Origin of the sequence: Pseudomonas sp. F(2018), assembly GCF_005508865.1 — a bacterium.
Classification (GTDB): Bacteria; Pseudomonadota; Gammaproteobacteria; order Pseudomonadales; family Pseudomonadaceae; genus Aquipseudomonas.
In genome coordinates this window covers 327,315-343,709 of sequence record NZ_SCOM01000002.1, presented here as the reverse complement: position 1 = coordinate 343,709, position 16,395 = coordinate 327,315, and the positions used below count along the sequence as shown (strand labels likewise).

15 protein-coding genes are annotated in these 16,395 nt (G+C 66.8%); 9 read left to right on the top strand and 6 right to left on the bottom strand.

The features are described 5' to 3' along the window. Positions 1 to 6: 6 nt before the first annotated feature. Positions 7 to 201, bottom strand: a complete 195-nt coding sequence (locus tag FFS62_RS09620) for a hypothetical protein (RefSeq protein ID WP_137972601.1) — start codon at positions 199 to 201, stop codon at positions 7 to 9. Positions 202 to 447: 246 nt separating this feature from the next. On the opposite strand from FFS62_RS09620, the gene FFS62_RS09615 reads away from it, so the two are divergent. After that, complete coding sequence (locus tag FFS62_RS09615) at positions 448 to 615, top strand: DUF2897 family protein (protein ID WP_137972600.1); 168 nt, start codon at positions 448 to 450, stop codon at positions 613 to 615. Positions 616 to 637: 22 nt separating this feature from the next. After that, positions 638 to 1,396: a CPBP family intramembrane glutamic endopeptidase gene (locus tag FFS62_RS09610; protein ID WP_137972599.1), complete on the top strand. Its 759-nt coding sequence runs from the start codon at positions 638 to 640 to the stop codon at positions 1,394 to 1,396. Here the strand turns inward: FFS62_RS09610 and FFS62_RS09605 are convergent. The 3 genes from FFS62_RS09605 to FFS62_RS09595 all read right to left on the bottom strand — a co-directional run bounded on the left by FFS62_RS09605 (position 1,347) and on the right by FFS62_RS09595 (position 3,773). Next, on the bottom strand, positions 1,347 to 2,165 hold the full coding sequence (locus FFS62_RS09605) for a phosphate/phosphite/phosphonate ABC transporter substrate-binding protein (protein ID WP_256662185.1): 819 nt from the start codon (positions 2,163 to 2,165) through the stop codon (positions 1,347 to 1,349). The two genes, FFS62_RS09610 and FFS62_RS09605, sit on opposite strands and share 50 nt — an antisense overlap. Before the next feature lie 85 nt (positions 2,166 to 2,250). Further along, the gene (locus tag FFS62_RS09600; RefSeq protein WP_371920114.1) at positions 2,251 to 3,054 is read right to left on the bottom strand and encodes a substrate-binding periplasmic protein; all 804 of its coding nucleotides are present in this window, start codon (positions 3,052 to 3,054) and stop codon (positions 2,251 to 2,253) included. A gap of 95 nt (positions 3,055 to 3,149) precedes the next feature. Further along, a complete protein-coding gene (locus FFS62_RS09595) occupies positions 3,150 to 3,773 on the bottom strand; it encodes a TetR/AcrR family transcriptional regulator (RefSeq protein ID WP_218569291.1) in 624 nt (207 codons plus the stop codon). A gap of 178 nt (positions 3,774 to 3,951) precedes the next feature. Between FFS62_RS09595 and FFS62_RS09590 the strand changes: the two genes are divergently transcribed. The 7 genes from FFS62_RS09590 to FFS62_RS09560 all read left to right on the top strand — a co-directional run bounded on the left by FFS62_RS09590 (position 3,952) and on the right by FFS62_RS09560 (position 13,237). Continuing rightward, a complete protein-coding gene (locus tag FFS62_RS09590; RefSeq protein WP_137972598.1) occupies positions 3,952 to 5,739 on the top strand; it encodes an acyclic terpene utilization AtuA family protein in 1,788 nt (595 codons plus the stop codon). 14 nt (positions 5,740 to 5,753) lie between these two features. Next, entirely contained in the window at positions 5,754 to 6,626 is an 873-nt protein-coding gene (locus FFS62_RS09585) for an SDR family oxidoreductase (RefSeq protein ID WP_137972597.1), read from the top strand. A gap of 4 nt (positions 6,627 to 6,630) precedes the next feature. Further along, entirely contained in the window at positions 6,631 to 8,247 is a 1,617-nt protein-coding gene (gene atuC, locus FFS62_RS09580; protein ID WP_137972596.1) for a geranyl-CoA carboxylase subunit beta, read from the top strand. 19 nt (positions 8,248 to 8,266) lie between these two features. Beyond that, the gene (gene atuD, locus FFS62_RS09575) at positions 8,267 to 9,427 is read left to right on the top strand and encodes a citronellyl-CoA dehydrogenase (protein WP_137972595.1); all 1,161 of its coding nucleotides are present in this window, start codon (positions 8,267 to 8,269) and stop codon (positions 9,425 to 9,427) included. 10 nt (positions 9,428 to 9,437) lie between these two features. Then, the gene (gene atuE, locus FFS62_RS09570; RefSeq protein WP_137972594.1) at positions 9,438 to 10,235 is read left to right on the top strand and encodes an isohexenylglutaconyl-CoA hydratase; all 798 of its coding nucleotides are present in this window, start codon (positions 9,438 to 9,440) and stop codon (positions 10,233 to 10,235) included. A gap of 19 nt (positions 10,236 to 10,254) precedes the next feature. After that, a complete protein-coding gene (gene atuF, locus FFS62_RS09565) occupies positions 10,255 to 12,243 on the top strand; it encodes a geranyl-CoA carboxylase subunit apha (protein WP_137972593.1) in 1,989 nt (662 codons plus the stop codon). A 175-nt stretch (positions 12,244 to 12,418) separates the two neighbouring features. Beyond that, the gene (locus tag FFS62_RS09560; protein WP_137972592.1) at positions 12,419 to 13,237 is read left to right on the top strand and encodes an NAD(P)-dependent oxidoreductase; all 819 of its coding nucleotides are present in this window, start codon (positions 12,419 to 12,421) and stop codon (positions 13,235 to 13,237) included. Positions 13,238 to 13,276: 39 nt separating this feature from the next. Here FFS62_RS09560 and FFS62_RS09555 read toward each other — a convergent pair whose 3' ends face one another. Together FFS62_RS09555 and FFS62_RS09550 are read right to left on the bottom strand one after the other, a co-directional pair. Further along, positions 13,277 to 13,831, bottom strand: a complete 555-nt coding sequence (locus FFS62_RS09555; protein WP_137972591.1) for a hypothetical protein — start codon at positions 13,829 to 13,831, stop codon at positions 13,277 to 13,279. A 68-nt stretch (positions 13,832 to 13,899) separates the two neighbouring features. Then, the gene (locus tag FFS62_RS09550; protein ID WP_137972590.1) at positions 13,900 to 16,371 is read right to left on the bottom strand and encodes a hypothetical protein; all 2,472 of its coding nucleotides are present in this window, start codon (positions 16,369 to 16,371) and stop codon (positions 13,900 to 13,902) included. Positions 16,372 to 16,395: the final 24 nt, after the last annotated feature.

Below are 16,395 nucleotides of genomic sequence, written 5' to 3'. Positions count from 1 at the left end.
CCTGAATTAGGAATGATGCTGCGCCTCTTGTGTGACAGGCGTATGACTCTGCGCGAGCGGCAGATCATGCGGCGCGTGCAGGCGCTCCTGCAGACGTTCGACGAACAGGCCGGCATCCGCGCGGGAGCGAAAAGGCACATCGCACGTACCCAGCTTGACGATCCAGCCGCGGTTGGCGGCCTCGGTCACGATGATTTCCATGGTGGTTACCTCTTCATGAATGAGTCAGGCCAGGCGAGCTTAGGCCCGTCGCTCTCGCGCGCCAAAGTTCGAATTCGTCTATCGCCATAGCCGATCGCGCTGAACTGGCGAGACGCAGCGACGGCTCTGCCATGCACCTTTCCGGGCCGCAACGCAGCCGCACGTGCCCTGCATTCAAGCAGCGCCAGGTTGCCGCCGTGTGACAGCCGGGGCTATGGTGGAGCCTTCAACCACAAGGAGAAGCTCATGCCCTGGTACGCCTGGCTGATCATCATCCTGGCCCTCGGCTCCATTCTGGGTAGTCTGCTGCTGTTGCGCGACAGCGCGCGCAAGCTGCCGCTGACCGAGGAACAGCTCAAGCGCATTCACGAACGCAACGCGGAAATGGATGCCAAGGACGCCCAGGACCGCTGATTCCTGCCGACAAGGACGTTGCATGCCGCTGCACCTGTGTTTGCTCCTGCCCATGCTCGCGCTCGGCATGGGCCTGGCCCTGGGCTTCATCGAGCCGTCGGGCCTGGCGCTGAGCGCCGCCTTTATCGCCTGGGTGCTGTTTGGCGAACGACGGCTGCCACGCTGGCTGTGGTGGAGTGGCGGATTGCTCGGCGGCATCGCCCTGGCCGCCCACCTGCTGCCCGGCTTCCAGCCGACACTGCTGTGGTCACCGCGCCAGCTCAGCGACGATGCCCCGCCCTATGCCCTGCGCCTGTCCTGGGACAAGCTGCTGCTGGGTTTGACCTTGCTGGCCTGGTGGCTGGGCCAGCCGTCCCGACCAACTATCCACCGCCGACTGGCGGCGCTGGCCGGGCTGATCACGCTGCTAGCCGTACCGCTGGCTGCACTGGCGCTAGGGCTGGTCGGCTGGCAGCCGAAATGGCCGCAACAGCTCTGGCTGTGGCTAGCGGTGAACCTAGGAGTGGCGGTGCTGGCGGAGGAGCTGCTGTTTCGCGCCTGGCTGCAACCGGCGCTGGTGGCACGCCTGGGCACTGTCGCTGGGCTGATCGCCACCGCCCTGCTGTTCGGCGCCGCGCACCTGCCGTTCAGTCCGCTGTTCGCCTTGGTCGCAGTGCTGGCCGGCCTGGGTTATGGCCTGGTCTTCCACTGCAGCGGCCGGTTATGGCCGGCCGTGGCGCTGCATGCCGCGGTCAATCTGTCGCATGTGCTGTTGTTGAGTTACCCGCTACGTTCGGCCTGACGTCTATCCCGTAGGGCGCGAAGATGCGCTGCAGCTGGCCGTTGTCGCGCAGCAGCTGCATGGTCGTGCGGAAGTCCTCGGCGCTGATCGGCGCCTGCGGGCTGAGGATCGCGTAGTGGCGGTAGCGCTGATCTTCCCAGTCGGAGATCAGCAACTGCTGCTGCAGCTGCGGCTGTTCGCGCATGCGTGCCCCGAGCCAGGAGCGGGTGATCGGCGCCACGTCGGCACGCCCGCGCAGCACCAGCTTGAGGTTGCTCTCGTGGGAGTAGGTGAGCACCGCGTTGAAGTTCTGCTCCAGCCACTTGGGATCGTTGTTGAAGCCGGCGAAACCATAGTGATAGCCGTTGAACAGCGCCATGCGCTTGCCCATCAGTTTGTCGAAGTAGCGCTGGTCGCGCCCCGGCTCGGCGCGCGCCACCAGTACCTCGGCGTCTTCCAGCCCCATGTCGATACGGATGCCGGAAATGCCCTGCCAGTTCCAGTCCGGGTTCTCGAAGATGGCGACATGGATGCGCGCCTGACGGAAGTCGTCGAAGCGGCGATTGAGCGAGGTGGCGCGCAGGGCAAAGCGATGTTCGCTCTGCGCTTTATTGAGGGCGTCGACCAGCTCGCCAAGCAGACCGTTGTGCGGATTCGACTCGGGCTTGATCACATAGGGTGGAAAATGTACTGCGGCGATCAATACCTCGTCCGCCGCACCGACGCCTGTGCTGAACAGCGCTGCCAACACCAGCAAAGCGCCAGGCAATCCCTGTCGACGCCGATACATATTGACCTCATAGACAACCGAGCTGAGCGAAGACTAGCCCAGGGCCTCCACCGCGTAAATGGAGAAAGATCCGCTGCCCGCGGGCTCAGCGTGGCATCGGGTCGGCGCGCTCGCTGCCGGCCTCTGTCGCCGCCGTCACGTGATAGCGCTGCAGCAGCTCGCCGAGCTTGCCGCTGCGCTGCAGCTGGCCGAGCAGGCTCTCCAGGCGCGCCGCATCGATAGGCCCCTGGGGGCGCAACAAGGCATGGTGGTGGTAGACCTGATCGGTACGTTCGGACACCAGCAGCTGCTGCCTTTCCTGCGGATGCTCGCGCTGGTAGATGCGCAGGTAGGAACGAGTCACCACGCTGATATCCACCCGGTCATGCAGCAGCATCAGCAGGTTGCTGTCGTGGGAATAGGTGAGCACCGCATTGAACTGGCGGGTCAGGTAGTCCTGGTCGGCGTTGTAGCCGGCGAAACCGTAGTGATAGCCGTTGTACAGGGCCATGCGCTTGTCGCCCAGGCTTTCGAAGAAGCGCTGGTCGCGGCCGTGCTGATTGCGCGCCACGTAGACCTCGGCATCGGCGATCTGCAGATCGAGCTTGTCCAGGGGAATGTCCTGCCAGCCCCAGTCCGGCGACTCGAACAGGATCAGGTCGTAGCGCGCGTGGGTGAAGTCACGGTAGCGACGGGTCACCGAGGTCGGCACCAGGTCGAAGCGGTAGTCGCTCTGCGCGCCGTTCAGCGCGGCCAACAGCTCGGGCACCAGGCCCTCGGGCGCGGCGCTCTCCGGTTTCACGATATAGGGCGGGAAGTGGTAGGCACCGACACGCACGCGCTGCTCGGCGCCTGCCGGGAATGCGCAGAAAACCACAGTGATCAGCAGCAAGCGGAGAAGCACGGGCAACGCGGTTACCTCGGAGGGTGAAAGCCAGGTGTCCGGCTCGTCCCTGTAGCCGCGACTGGCCGTGAGCCAGTGCTGCTAGCAGCTTAGCCTATTAGTCAGGTTTTCTTGAAGACCAGGGCCAGCGCTTCTTCGGCCAACTGGTCCAAGGTGATCTTGCCGTCCGGGCGGAACCAGGTGGTGGTCCAGCTCAGCGCACCGGTGAGGAAACGGCGCAGCACGAACGGATCGGCATTGAAGTAGCCGGCATCGCGGGCATCGCTGAGCACGTCGAGCCAGATCTGCTCGTAGGTATCGCGCAGGCTGAGGATATACGCCTGGCTCTCCTCGGACAGCGAGCGCCATTCGTAGACCAGCACGCCCATGGCCTCGCCGGTACCGCCCATGATCGACTGCAACTCGCAGCGGATCAGGCCCAGCACCCGCTCCCGCGTATCCGACGCTTCGGCCAGGGCGGCACGCATCAGCGCGGTGTTGTAGACGATGGTTTCCTCCATCACCGCGCGGAGGATTTCGTCCTTGCTCTTGAAGTGGTGGAAGATGCTGCCGGACTGGATGCCCACGGCCCCCGCCAGATCGCGCACCGTGGTGCGCTCGTAGCCCTTGCTGCGAAACAGGTGGGCGGCGGTCTGCAGCAGCTTGCCGCGGGCGCTTTCCGGGTCGGTCAGCTCGGCGCGGGCCACCAGCTCCTGCATCACTTTTCGGGCTTTCTGTTCGTCCAGGCTCATTGCATCCCCACGTGGAAACTCACTGCGTCGCGCATTGTACGCAAGCTGGCGAATTTAGGGCCTGGCAGGTGACCAAGCAAGCGCTCGGATAAAAGTTGCCAAAAGACTTTTCAACCAAGCGCTTGCTTGGTAGTGTTCGTTTCATCTTCTTCGCTGCCGCGAGAGCTTCGTCATGAGCAAGACCATCCGCATCGGCTGCGCCTCCGCGTTCTGGGGTGACACCTCCACCGCCGCCGCCCAACTGGTGCACGGTACCGAGCTGGATTACCTGGTATTCGACTACCTGGCCGAGATCACCATGTCGATCATGGCCGGCGCACGCATGAAGAAGCCGGACGAAGGCTACGCCACCGACTTCGTCGAAGTGCTCACCCCGCTGCTCGGCGAGATCGCACAGAAGAAAATCCGCGTGATCAGCAATGCCGGCGGGGTCAACCCGGCCGCCTGCGCCGCCGCCCTGGCCGCCGCCTGCGACAAGGCCGGCGTGCAGCTGAAGATCACCGTGCTGCATGGCGACAACCTGCAGCCCAAGCTCGGCGAGCTGGCCAAGGCCGGTACCGTGGAGATGTTCAGCGGGGCCGCGCTGCCGCCCATGTGCGTGTCGGTCAACGCCTACCTGGGCGCGCCAGGGATAGTCGCCGCGCTGCAGGCCGGCGCCGATATCGTCATCACCGGCCGTGTGGTCGACAGCGCCGTGGTCAGCGCCGCTCTGGTGCATGAATTCGGCTGGGCCTGGAACGACTACGACAAGCTCGCGCAAGCGGCGCTGGCCGGCCATATCATCGAATGCGGCGCCCAGTGCACCGGCGGCAACTTCACCGACTGGCGCGACGTGCCGGACTACGAACATATCGGCTTCCCGGTCATCGAAGTCCGTGACGATGCCAGCTTCGTGGTGACCAAGCCCGAAGGCACCGGCGGCCTGATCAGCGTGCTCTCGGTCGGCGAGCAGATGCTCTACGAGATCGGCGATCCACGCGCCTACCTGCTGCCGGACGTGATCTGCGACTTCACCCGGGTCGAACTCAAGCAGGTCGGCGCCAACCGCGTCGAACTGCAAGGCGCCCGCGGCCTGGCACCGACCGACCAGTACAAGGTCAGCGCCACCCACCCGGACGGCTTCCGCTGCACCGCCAGCTGCCTGATCGCCGGCATCGACGCCGTAGCCAAGGCCGAGCGGGTCAGCCAGGCGATCATCAAAAAGACCGAGGAAATCTTCGCCGAGCGCGGCTGGGGGCCCTATCGCGAAGTCAACATCGAGCTGCTCGGCGCCGAGGCCACCTATGGACCTCGCGGCCAAAGGCAGGACACCCGCGAAGTGGTGATCAAGCTCGGCGTGCGTCATGCGAAGAAGGAGGCGCTGATCCTGTTCTCGCGCGAGATCGCCCAGGCGGCCACCGGCATGGCGCCGGGCCTGACCGGCATCGTCGGCGGGCGCCCCACCGTGTACCCGGTGATTCGCCTGTTCAGCTTCCTGGTGGACAAGAGCGCCTGCGCCCTGGCCGTGGAAATCAACGGCGAGCGCAGCGCGGTCACCCTGCCCCAGCTCGACGCCTTCGACCCGGCCAGCATTGCCGTCGAGGCGGACGTACCCGCGCCCAGCGGCGAGGCCGACGCCAGCGTGCCGCTGATCAAGCTGGCCGTGGCCCGCTCCGGCGACAAGGGCAACCACAGCAATATCGGCGTGATGGCGCGCCAGCCCGAGTACCTGCCGTGGATCGCCGAGGCGCTGGGCAAGGAGGCGGTGGTGGACTGGATGAGCCATGTGCTCGACCCGCAGATCGGCCGCGTCGAGCGCTGGTACCTGCCTGGCAGCCACAGCCTCAACTTCCTGCTGGAGAACGCCCTGGGCGGCGGCGGCGTGGCCAGCCTGCGCATCGACCCGCAGGGCAAGGCCTTTGCCCAGCAGTTGCTGGAATTCCCGATTCCGGTGCCGCGCGCACTGGCTGACAGCCTGTAACAAGGACAATAACAATGGCATACGACTCAGTCTTCAAACCCGGCCTGTTCGCCGGCCAGACCATCCTGGTCACCGGCGGCGGCAGTGGCATCGGTCGCTGCGTGGCCCATGAACTGGCGCACCTGGGCGCCCATGTGGTGCTGGTCGGGCGCAAGCTGGAGAAGCTGGAAAAGACCGCCGGCGAGATCGCCGAGGACGGCGGCAGCGCCAGCTTTGCCGTGTGCGATATCCGCGAGGAAGAAGCGGTCAAGGCCATGGTCAAGGCGGTGATCGCCGAGCGCGGGCCGATCCACCACCTGGTCAACAACGCCGGCGGCCAGTTCCCCGCGCCGCTCGTGTCGATCAACCAGAAAGGTTTCGAGACGGTGGTGCGCACCAATCTGGTCGGCGGCTTCCTGATCGCCCGTGAAGTGTTCAGCCAGAGCATGAGCAAGACCGGTGGCAGCATCGTCAACATGCTCGCCGACATGTGGGGCGGCATGCCCGGCATGGGCCATTCGGGGGCGGCGCGGGCCGGTATGGAGAACTTCACCAAGACCGCCGCCTACGAGTGGGGCCACGCCGGCGTGCGGGTCAACGCCGTGGCGCCGGGCTGGATCGCCTCCAGCGGCATGGATACCTATCCCGAGTCGATGAAGAACATGATCCGCTCACTCAAGGACCACGTGCCGCTGCAGCGCATCGGCACCGAGTCGGAGGTGGCCGCGGCCATCGTCTTCCTGCTCTCCCCCGGCGCCAACTTCATCAGCGGCAACACCATCCGCATCGACGGCGCGGCGAGCCAGGGCACCCGTGCCTGGACGCTGGGCAAGGCGAAAAACAGCGAGTCCTACAACGGCTTCCATCGCGCCTATGTGCCCGATGTACTGAAAGACCAGGGAGAGTGATGCGATGCCGGTGATCCAATCCGAACTCGATGTCCACGGCGACAGCTTCGCGCAGAACCGCGAGGCCATGTTGGCCGCCATCGCCAGCTTCCGCGAGGTGGAGCAGAAGGTGCTGGACAAGGCTGCCGAAGCCAAGGCCAAGTTCGAGAAGCGTGGCCAGCTGCTGCCGCGCGAGCGCCTCAACCTGCTGCTCGATCCCGGCAGCCCGTTCCTCGAACTCTGCTCCCTGGCCGGCTACAAGCTGCACGACGACAAGGATGGAACTCAAGCAGGGGGCGGCATTATCGCCGGCATCGGCTACGTGGCCGGCGTGCGCTGCCTGGTGATCGCCAACAACAGCGCGATCAAGGGCGGCACCATCTCCCCCACCGGCCTGCGCAAGTCCCTGCGTCTGCAGCAGGTGGCCAGCGAGAACAAGCTGCCCATCGTCACCCTGGCCGAGAGCGGCGGCGCCAACCTGACCTACGCCGCCGACATCTTCGTCGAGGGCGCACGCGCCTTCGCCAACCAGGCACGCCTGTCCGCGGCCGGCATCCCCCAGATCACCGTGGTGCACGGCTCCAGCACCGCCGGTGGCGCCTACCAGCCGGGCCTTTCGGATTACGTGGTGGTGGTGCGCGGCAAGGCCAAGATGTTTCTCGCCGGCCCGCCCCTGCTCAAGGCCGCCACCGGCGAGATCGCTACCGACGAGGAGCTGGGCGGCGCCGAGATGCACGCCCAGGTCGCCGGCACTGCCGAGTACCTGGCCGAGAGCGACGCCGATGGCGTGCGCCTGGCCCGCGAGATCGTCGGCATACTGCCGTGGAACGCGCAACTGCCGGTGCGCCCGCAGCGCGCCTACAAGGAGCCGCTGTACCCGGCCCAAGAGCTGCTCGGCGTGGTCCCGGCGGACGCCAAGAAGCCCTACGACGTGCGCGAGATCATCGCCCGTATCGCCGACGGCTCCGAGTTCCTCGACTTCAAGAACGAGTTCGACAGCCAGACCGTCTGCGGCCATCTGCAGATCGAGGGCCAGCCCTGCGGCCTGATCGGCAACAACGGCCCGATCACCCCGCGTGGCGCGGCGAAAGCCGCCCAGTTCATCCAGCTGTGCGAGCAGAGCAACACGCCGATCCTGTTCTTCCACAACACCACCGGCTTCATGGTCGGCACCGAGTCCGAGCAGCTCGGCGTGATCAAGCACGGCTCGAAGATGATCCAGGCGGTGGCCAACGCCACCGTGCCGAAGCTGACCATAGTGGTCGGCGGCTCCTACGGCGCCGGCAACTACGCCATGTGCGGTCGTGGCCTCGACCCGCGCTTTATCTTCGCCTGGCCCAACAGCAAGACCGCCGTGATGGGCGGTGCACAGGCCGGCAAGGTGCTGCGCATCGTCACCGAGGAAAAACACCTCAAGGCAGGCAACCCAGCCGATCCGAAGATGCTCGATATGCTGGAAATGGCCACCGCGCAGAAGCTCGACAGCCAGTCCACCGCGCTGTACGGCACCGCCAGCCTGTGGGACGACGGCCTGATCGACCCGCGCGACACCCGCGCCCTGCTCGGCCTGCTGCTCGACATCTGCGCGGAGGCCAGCCTCCGCCCGCTCAAGACCAACACTTTCGGCGTCGCCCGCCTGTAACTCTAGGGAGATAACAACAATGATCTTTACCCAGGAACACGAAGAACTTCGCCGCACCGTGCGCAACTTCGTCGAGCACGAGATCAACCCGCACGTCGACGAGTGGGAGAAGGCCGGCAAGTTCCCCATGCACGAGATCTTCAAGAAGGCCGGCGACCTCGGTCTCCTCGGCATTTCCAAGCCGGAGAAATTCGGCGGCATGGGCCTGGACTACAGCTACTCGGTGGTCGCCGCCGAAGAGTTCGGCACCATCCACTGCGGCGGCATCCCCATGGCCATCGGCGTGCAGACCGACATGTGCACCCCGGCCCTGGCCCGCTTCGGCTCCGATGAGCTGCGCGAAGAATTCCTCCGCCCCGCCATCGCCGGCGACATGGTCGGCTGCATCGGCGTCTCCGAAGTCGGCGCCGGCTCCGACGTGGCCGGCCTGAAGACCAGCGCGCGCAAGGACGGCGACGACTACGTGATCAACGGCAGCAAGATGTGGATTACGAACTCGCCGTCCGCCGACTTTATCTGTCTGCTGGCCAACACCAGCGACGACAAGCCCCATGTCAACAAGTCGCTGATCGTGGTGCCGATGACCACTCCGGGCATCACCTTGAGCCCGCACCTGGACAAGCTCGGCATGCGCAGCTCGGAGACCGCCCAGGTGTTCTTCGACAACGTGCGCGTGCCGCAACGCAACCGCATCGGCGCGGAAGGCGCGGGCTTCATGATGCAGATGCTGCAGTTCCAGGAAGAGCGCATGTTCGGCGCGGCCAACATGATCAAGGGACTGGAGTACTGCGTCGATTCCACCATCGAGTACTGCAAGCAGCGCCACACCTTCGGCATGCCACTGATCGACAATCAGGTCATCCACTTCCGCATGGCCGAACTGCAGAGCGAGATCGAGGCCCTGCGCGCCCTCGTCTACCACGCCACCGAGCTGTACGTGAAAGGCAAGGACGTCACCAAGCTCGCCTCCATGGCCAAGCTCAAGGCCGGCCGCCTGGGCCGCGAAGTCACCGACAGCTGCCTGCAGTACTGGGGCGGCATGGGCTTTATGTGGGACAACCCGGTTTCCCGTGCCTATCGCGATGTGCGCCTGGTCTCCATCGGCGGCGGCGCCGACGAAATCATGCTCGGCATCATCTGCAAGCTGATGGGCATTCTGCCCGGTAAAAAGAAGGGCTGAGGACGCGACCATGGCCGAACTGCCGAACTGCCAAACCCTGCTGCTGGAGCAGGTCGAGGGCGTGCTCTACGTCACCCTCAACCGCCCGGACAGCCGCAACGCCATGAGCCTGGCGATGGTCGAGGAACTGCGCGCCGTGCTGCGCGCGGTGCGTGGCGACCAGGTCGTGCGCGCCCTGGTGCTGCGCGGTGCCGACGGCCACTTCTGCGCTGGCGGCGACATCAAGGACATGGCCGGTGCGCGGGCCAAGGGGGGCGACGCCTACCGCGAGCTGAACCGCGCGTTCGGCAGCCTGCTGGAAGAGGCCCAGGCCGCGCCGCAGGTACTGGTCGCCGTGCTGGAAGGCGCGGTGCTCGGCGGCGGCTTCGGCCTGGCCTGCGTCTCCGATATCGCCATCGCCCACCAGGGCGCCAAGTTCGGCCTGCCAGAAACCAGCCTGGGCATTCTGCCGGCGCAGATCGCGCCATTCGTGGTCAAGCGCATCGGCCTGACCCAGGCCCGCCGCCTGGCCCTCACCGCCGCCCGTTTCGACGGTGCCGAGGCGCTGCGCCTGGGCCTGGTGCACTTCAGCGAAGCCGACGACCAGGCCGTGGTCGACCGCCTCGCCGAATGCCTGCAGCAGGTGCGCCAGTGCGCGCCCGGCGCCAATGCGGCAACCAAGGCCCTGCTGCTGGCCACCGAAACAGAAAACCTCGACAGCCTGCTCGACCACGCCGCCGGCCAGTTCGCCGAAGCGGTGCTGGGCAGCGAAGGCGTAGAAGGCACCCTGGCCTTTGTGCAGAAGCGCAAGCCCTCCTGGGCTCAATAACAACAGCAGGAGCACGACGATGCCCGCCTTCAACAAGATTCTGATCGCCAACCGCGGCGAGATCGCCTGCCGGGTGATGCGCACCGCCCAGGACCTCGGCTACCGCACCGTGGCGGTATTTTCCGAGGCCGACGCCGGCGCCCGCCATGTGCAGCTGGCCGACGAAGCCGTGTGCATCGGCCCGGCCCAGGTCAACCAGTCGTACCTGGTGATCGACAACATCATCGCTGCGGCGCAGAAGACCGGCGCCGACGCGATCCACCCCGGCTATGGCTTCCTCTCCGAGAACGCCGACTTTGCCCGCGCTTGTGAACAGGCGGGAATCGTCTTTATCGGCCCGACCGTGGAAGCCATCCACCTGATGGGCAGCAAGCGTCTGTCGAAGATCGCCATGCTCGAGGCCGGCGTGCCTTGTATCCCCGGCTACGAAGGCGCCGAGCAGGACGACCAGACCCTGGCCCGTGAGGCCGAGCGCATCGGCTACCCGCTGATGATCAAGGCCAGCGCCGGTGGCGGTGGTCGCGGCATGCGTCTGGTGCATGAATCGTCCGAGCTGACCGCGCAGATCCGTACCGCGCGCTCCGAGGCGCAAAACGCCTTCGGCTCCGGCGAGCTGATTCTCGAGCGTGCGGTGATCCAGCCGCGCCACGTGGAAATCCAGGTATTCGGCGACCAGCACGGCAAAATCGTGTATCTGGGTGAACGCGACTGCTCGGTGCAGCGCCGCCACCAAAAAGTGGTCGAGGAAGCGCCCTGCCCGGTGATGACGCCCGAGCTGCGCCAGGCCATGGGCGAGGCGGCGGTGAAGGCCGCGGCGCGGGTCAACTACGTCGGCGCCGGTACCGTGGAGTTCCTGCTGGATGCCAGCGGCGCCTTCTACTTCCTGGAAATGAACACCCGCCTGCAGGTCGAGCACCCGGTCACCGAGCTGATCACCGGCCAGGACCTGGTGGCCTGGCAGATCCGCGTCGCCGAAGGCCAGCCGCTGCCGCTCAAGCAGGATGAGATCCGCCTCAGCGGCCACGCCATGGAAGTGCGCCTGTACGCCGAGGATGCGGCGCACAACTTCCTGCCGCAGACCGGCCAGGTGCTGCGCTGGAAGCCGGCGCTGCGCGATGGCATCCGCATCGACCACGGCCTGGTCGAAGGCCAGGCCATCACCCCGTTCTACGACCCGATGCTGGCCAAGGTCATCGCCTACGGGGCCACCCGCGAAGAGGCCCGGCGCAAGCTGGTGCGCGCCGTCGAGGACTGTGTGCTGCTCGGCGTCAACGGCAACCAGCGATTCCTCGCCAACCTGCTGGCGCACCCGGAATTCGCCGCCGGCAACGCCACCACCGCATTCATCGGCGAACACTTCGCCAGTGACCCGAGCCTGAGCCCGCAGACACCCGCCGCCAGCGAATTGGCCAGCGCCGCCGCCCTGCTCTACCAGGCATCGGCGACCGCCCGCGCGCACCAGCCGGGCCTCTCCGGCTGGCGCAATAGCGGCGGCGCGCCCTGGCGCTTTTTGCTCAAGCAGGGCGAGCACAAGCACGCGGTGGAACTGCAGGTGCTGCAGACCGGCGAGCAACCTCAGCTGCGCGCGCAGGTCGGCGAGCAAACCATCGAGCTGCGCCTGCTGGCTAGCGACGGTCGCTGGGCCACCCTGGAGCTGGACGGCGTGCGCCGCCGCCTGGCCTATCACCAGGATGGCGAGCGCGTCTGGCTGTATGGCCATAACGGCAATCTGGAACTCGTCGACGTCACCCACGAGCCGGCCAGCGGTGCCGAGGGCGCGGCCTCCGGCACGGTGAAGGCTCCGATGGATGGGGCGATTGTCGACGTGCTGGTCAGCGAGGGGCAGCGGGTCGGCAAGGGCCAGCTGCTGCTGGTGCTGGAGGCGATGAAGATGGAGCACCCGCTCAAGGCCGGCATGGACGGCGTGATCCGCCGCGTCCAGGTCAGCCAGGGCGACCAGGTGAAGAGCCGCCAGCTACTGGTGGAAGTCACCGCCGAAGAAGTCTGAGCGCCCTCACCCTACGCGGGCCGCCCTCAACCCTCTCCCCGAGGGAGAGGGAGTTATCCGTGCAAGACCTGAACACCGCACACAGCCAACCTCACCAGACAGCCCCCTCTCCCCTTGGGAGAGGGCTGGGGTGAGGGAATACCAGGCCCCATCTCGATCAAGGAGAGGTACAAACATGTCGCTGCAAGGAAAGACCCTGTTTATCACCGGTGCCAGCCGTGGCATTGGCCGCGAGATCGCCCTCAAGGCCGCCGCCCAGGGCGCCAATATCGTGATCGCGGCCAAGAGCGCCGAGGCCCACGCCAAGCTGCCGGGCACCATCCACAGCGTGGCCGCGGAAGTCGAGGCCGCCGGCGGCAAGGCCCTGGCCCTGCAACTGGACGTGCGCGACGAGGAAGCGGTGAAGGCCGCCATGGCCCAGGCCGCCGCGCACTTCGGCGGCATCGACGCGCTGATCAACAACGCCGGCGCCATCCGCCTCAAGGGTGTCGAGCATCTGGAGCCCAAGCGCTTCGACCTGATGTACCAGATCAACAGCCGCGCGGTGATGGTCTGCAGCCAGGCCGTGCTGCCCTACCTGAAGCAGAGCAAGGGCCACATCCTCAGCCTGTCGCCGCCGCTCAACCTCGACCCCAAGTGGTTCGCCAGCTACGGCCCCTACACCACCACCAAGTACGGCATGAGCATGCTGACCCTGGGCATGCACGAGGAATTCCGGAAGTACGGCATCAGCGTCAACTCGCTGTGGCCGAAGACGGTGATCGCCACTGCCGCCATCGAGTTCGAGGCGGGTGGACCGGCGGTGATGAAGGCCGCGCGCCTGCCGGCGATCATGGCCGACGCCGCCTGCGCCATCCTCTCCAGCAGCGAACGGACGATCAGCGGCCGCCTGCTGATCGACGAGGAAATCCTCCGCGAACAGGGCCAGAGCGACTTCGAGCAGTACCGCTACGATCCGTCCGGCAGACTGATGACCGATCTGTTCGTCGACTGACAAAGCACCCCACGCCGCCCCCTGAGGCGGCGCTGCGGGCTATTTGCGGAACTCGATCTGCAGCTCCGCGCCCTCCACCGAGTCCAGGTAGTCGTGCTCGCGGTCGTTGGTGATCAGCCGGCCATTGATCTGGTAGGGGCCCGGCTGGTCCTGTTTCTCGACAAACAGGGGCGGCAGCAACCCCTGCTCCGCTTGTTGCTCCTGGGGGGCCGGTTCAAGCGTCTCGACCAGCTCCTTCGGCAGGCGCAGGTCGAGTTTTTCCGGCAGAGGCTCCAACTTGGGCTGCTTGTTAGCCGCCTTTTCGGCGGCCTTGGGAATAACCCGAGCGGCGGCAGGGGCTTTGTCTGGCGGAGCCGCGCGCACCACCGCCTCGGCAGGTTCCGGCTGCGGCTTGGGCACGGCTACGGGCAGTTTCTCCGGCACCAGTTTGTTCGTGACTACAGGCGCAGGATCGGCAGGCTCAGCGGGTTGCGCCTTGGCAGGAGCGGTCTCGGTCTTGGGTGGCTCCGGTACGGGCACCGGTGGCTTGGGTGGCTCGTCGCAGGCCACCAGGCCGAGGACCAGGGGCAGCGCCAGCACTCGAATGAAATTCATGGCAGCAGATTTCGCAAACTGTTGCCCCAATGCTCGCCCCTCCCCCCGTTTCTGGCAAGCCGAAGGATTTACTCGATGTTGCGCCAGGCCTGCAGCGCAGCGGCATCCAGCCCTTGCCACTGGCCGGCGCGAACCAGCTCCTCGGGCGGTAGCCAGAGCGCGCCGCGTGCCTGCAACGGCGTCCCGCACAGGGGCAGCAGCTCGCTCAGCGGCAGACGGCGCACCTGCCATTCCGCGGCGGAATCCTCGTGCTCCCAGTCGTTGGGCAGCACCCGCCATTCGATCACCCCGTCCGCGAAGCGCAGGAACTGCGGCATGCAGCCCATGTGGCTGCCGGTGCTGCGCAGGGTGCGCTCCTGGGTGTCGAGCAACAGCAGCTGCCACTGGTCGGTGTCGACCCGCTCCGCCACCTGCATGCGCGGGATATACCGGGTCAGCGCCAGGTAACGGCCATCGGCGGACCAGATCAGCGACGGGCCCAGATCGGCCACCGCCAGCCCGGAAGCGGTGAGCAGGCAACCGCCACCGCGCGGATGGCGCTCGCGCAGGTAATGGTCGCGATACTCGCTCTGGGCGCCGAACAGCCAGGCCGCATCGCCGCCTCCTGGCGCCGGCAACACGAAATCGCCGTCGGCATTGGCCACCTGCGGGCACTCGACCACACGCCAGTTCGACAGGGCCTCTAGCGCCTCCTCGCCTACGTGCAGCTCCAGGCGCTGGTAATAGAGGCGCGAGTCCTCCTCCCGCTGGATAAAACGCGCCGCCCGCAGCGCGGCCGGCGCGGCACGGTCGAAGCGGCGCAGCGGCGTGTCGTCCTCGTCGCGAGCCAGACGGCCACGCACCAGGGCAAGGCTGAGCACGCCAGCGCGAAAATCCAGCAGGCGTGCCACCAGCGGTTGCCCGGCGAACTCCAGCAGGCGGCGCCGCTGCATATCCACCACGCAGACGCGATGTGGCACGGCAGGCGCCTCGGCGAAGGCCACCAGGGCCAGGTAGCTACCGCAATCGGAGACCCGGTGATCGAGCAGCCATTCGCCCTTCAGCACCCAGTCGCCGATATGGCAGGCGTAGGCGCCCAGACGCCCGTCTACGCCGTCGCGCAGCCATTCGAAGCGTGGAGGCTCGCCACCGAGCAAGGGCTCGCCGAGCACGGCGCCCTCGCCACGCAGCCCCTGGCCCGCCAGCGGCAGCACGCGGAGCAGGCCGGTACCGCACTGCTCGCCGGCCAGGATGCGGCCCTCGGCATCATGGCCGATGCAGGCTTCCACATCGCTGTGATAGTCATGCAGCGCGTAGCCGAAGCGCAGATGATCGAGCTGTGGCGTAGTCATCCGCCCGCCCAGCGTCAGCTCCTGCTCGCTCAGCTCAAGCGGCCCGTCCCAGGCCAGGCCGGGCTCGTCGTCCGCGTCGACCCAGGGCTCGGGCAGCTGCCGCCAGCCCTTGCCGGCCTGCCACAGCCAGAGCGGCCGCGACCAATGCGAGGTCGCCTGCAGCGCGGCGGCATGGCACACCAGCGCCTGGCCATCGGCACGCCACACCGGCGCCGCTTCGGCGGCGAGCAGCAGGTCGCTGGGTCTGCCATCGATTTCCAGGCGCAGGCTCGGATAGCGCAGCGGCTGTAGCGGGTCGTCCAGGCCGCGCAGGCTCTCGGGCAGATGGGCGATACCGCGCAGGCAATGTGTCCCCACCGGCGCCGGAAACTCCCGGTCTGCCAGCACGGGCACCCAGGCCGGTTCCAGCCACAGATCAGCCACCGCGATCAGGTCGACCGCCTCGCTCTGGCGCAACAGATCGGCCAGCGCCATGCGGTAGCTCTGGTTGCCCACCAGCGGGCTGTGCCGACCACTGATGGCCTCGTCGCTGAACTCGTCGAGTTCCCAGAATTCGCCAACCTCGGCGCTGCGATAGACCCGTCGCTCCTGGCGATCGAGGATCAGCAGGCCCCAGGTGTCGCGGCTGGGCAGCGGCGCGGCGAAGTAGCGGCCGCTGCTGGAGAAGCGCGCCGAGGCACCGATGCCCGCCAGCAGCACGCCATCGGGGAACAGGTAGTTGCCGTAGGTCGGCCCGCCCATGGCGATCTCGCCCCAGGCGAAGGTGCGCACCACTTCGCCCTCCGGGGTCAGCAGGTCAGCACCGCCCCAGGCGCTGATTCCGCTTACCGTCGCCGCCTCGGTTGGCTGCGGCTTGACCCTGGCCAGGCCGAGGCGCCTCTCCAGCGCCGCCGCCAGGCCCAGGCCGGTGAATAGCAGCAGGATGCCCGCAGGAATGCCCCACCAGGTCGGTGCCCAGTGAATGATGGAAAAGCCGAAGCCGATAGCCCCCGCCGTCACCAGCCCGTTGCACAAGCGCGCCAGACGCAGCCAGACCAGGCGCACCCCGGCCCAGGCGAACAGCGCGGCCAGCAGCACCGCTCCCAATGCCAGCAGCGGATGGATCAGGGTCAGCGCCACGATGGGCGCGACCAGCTTGAACAGCTCCCAGACCAGCTTGAGCAGCAGGTGGGAAAGCGGCTCGTCCGGGTTCGGGTCGGCGGAATGCACGGCGCGGCTCCTTGCGCGTGAAAG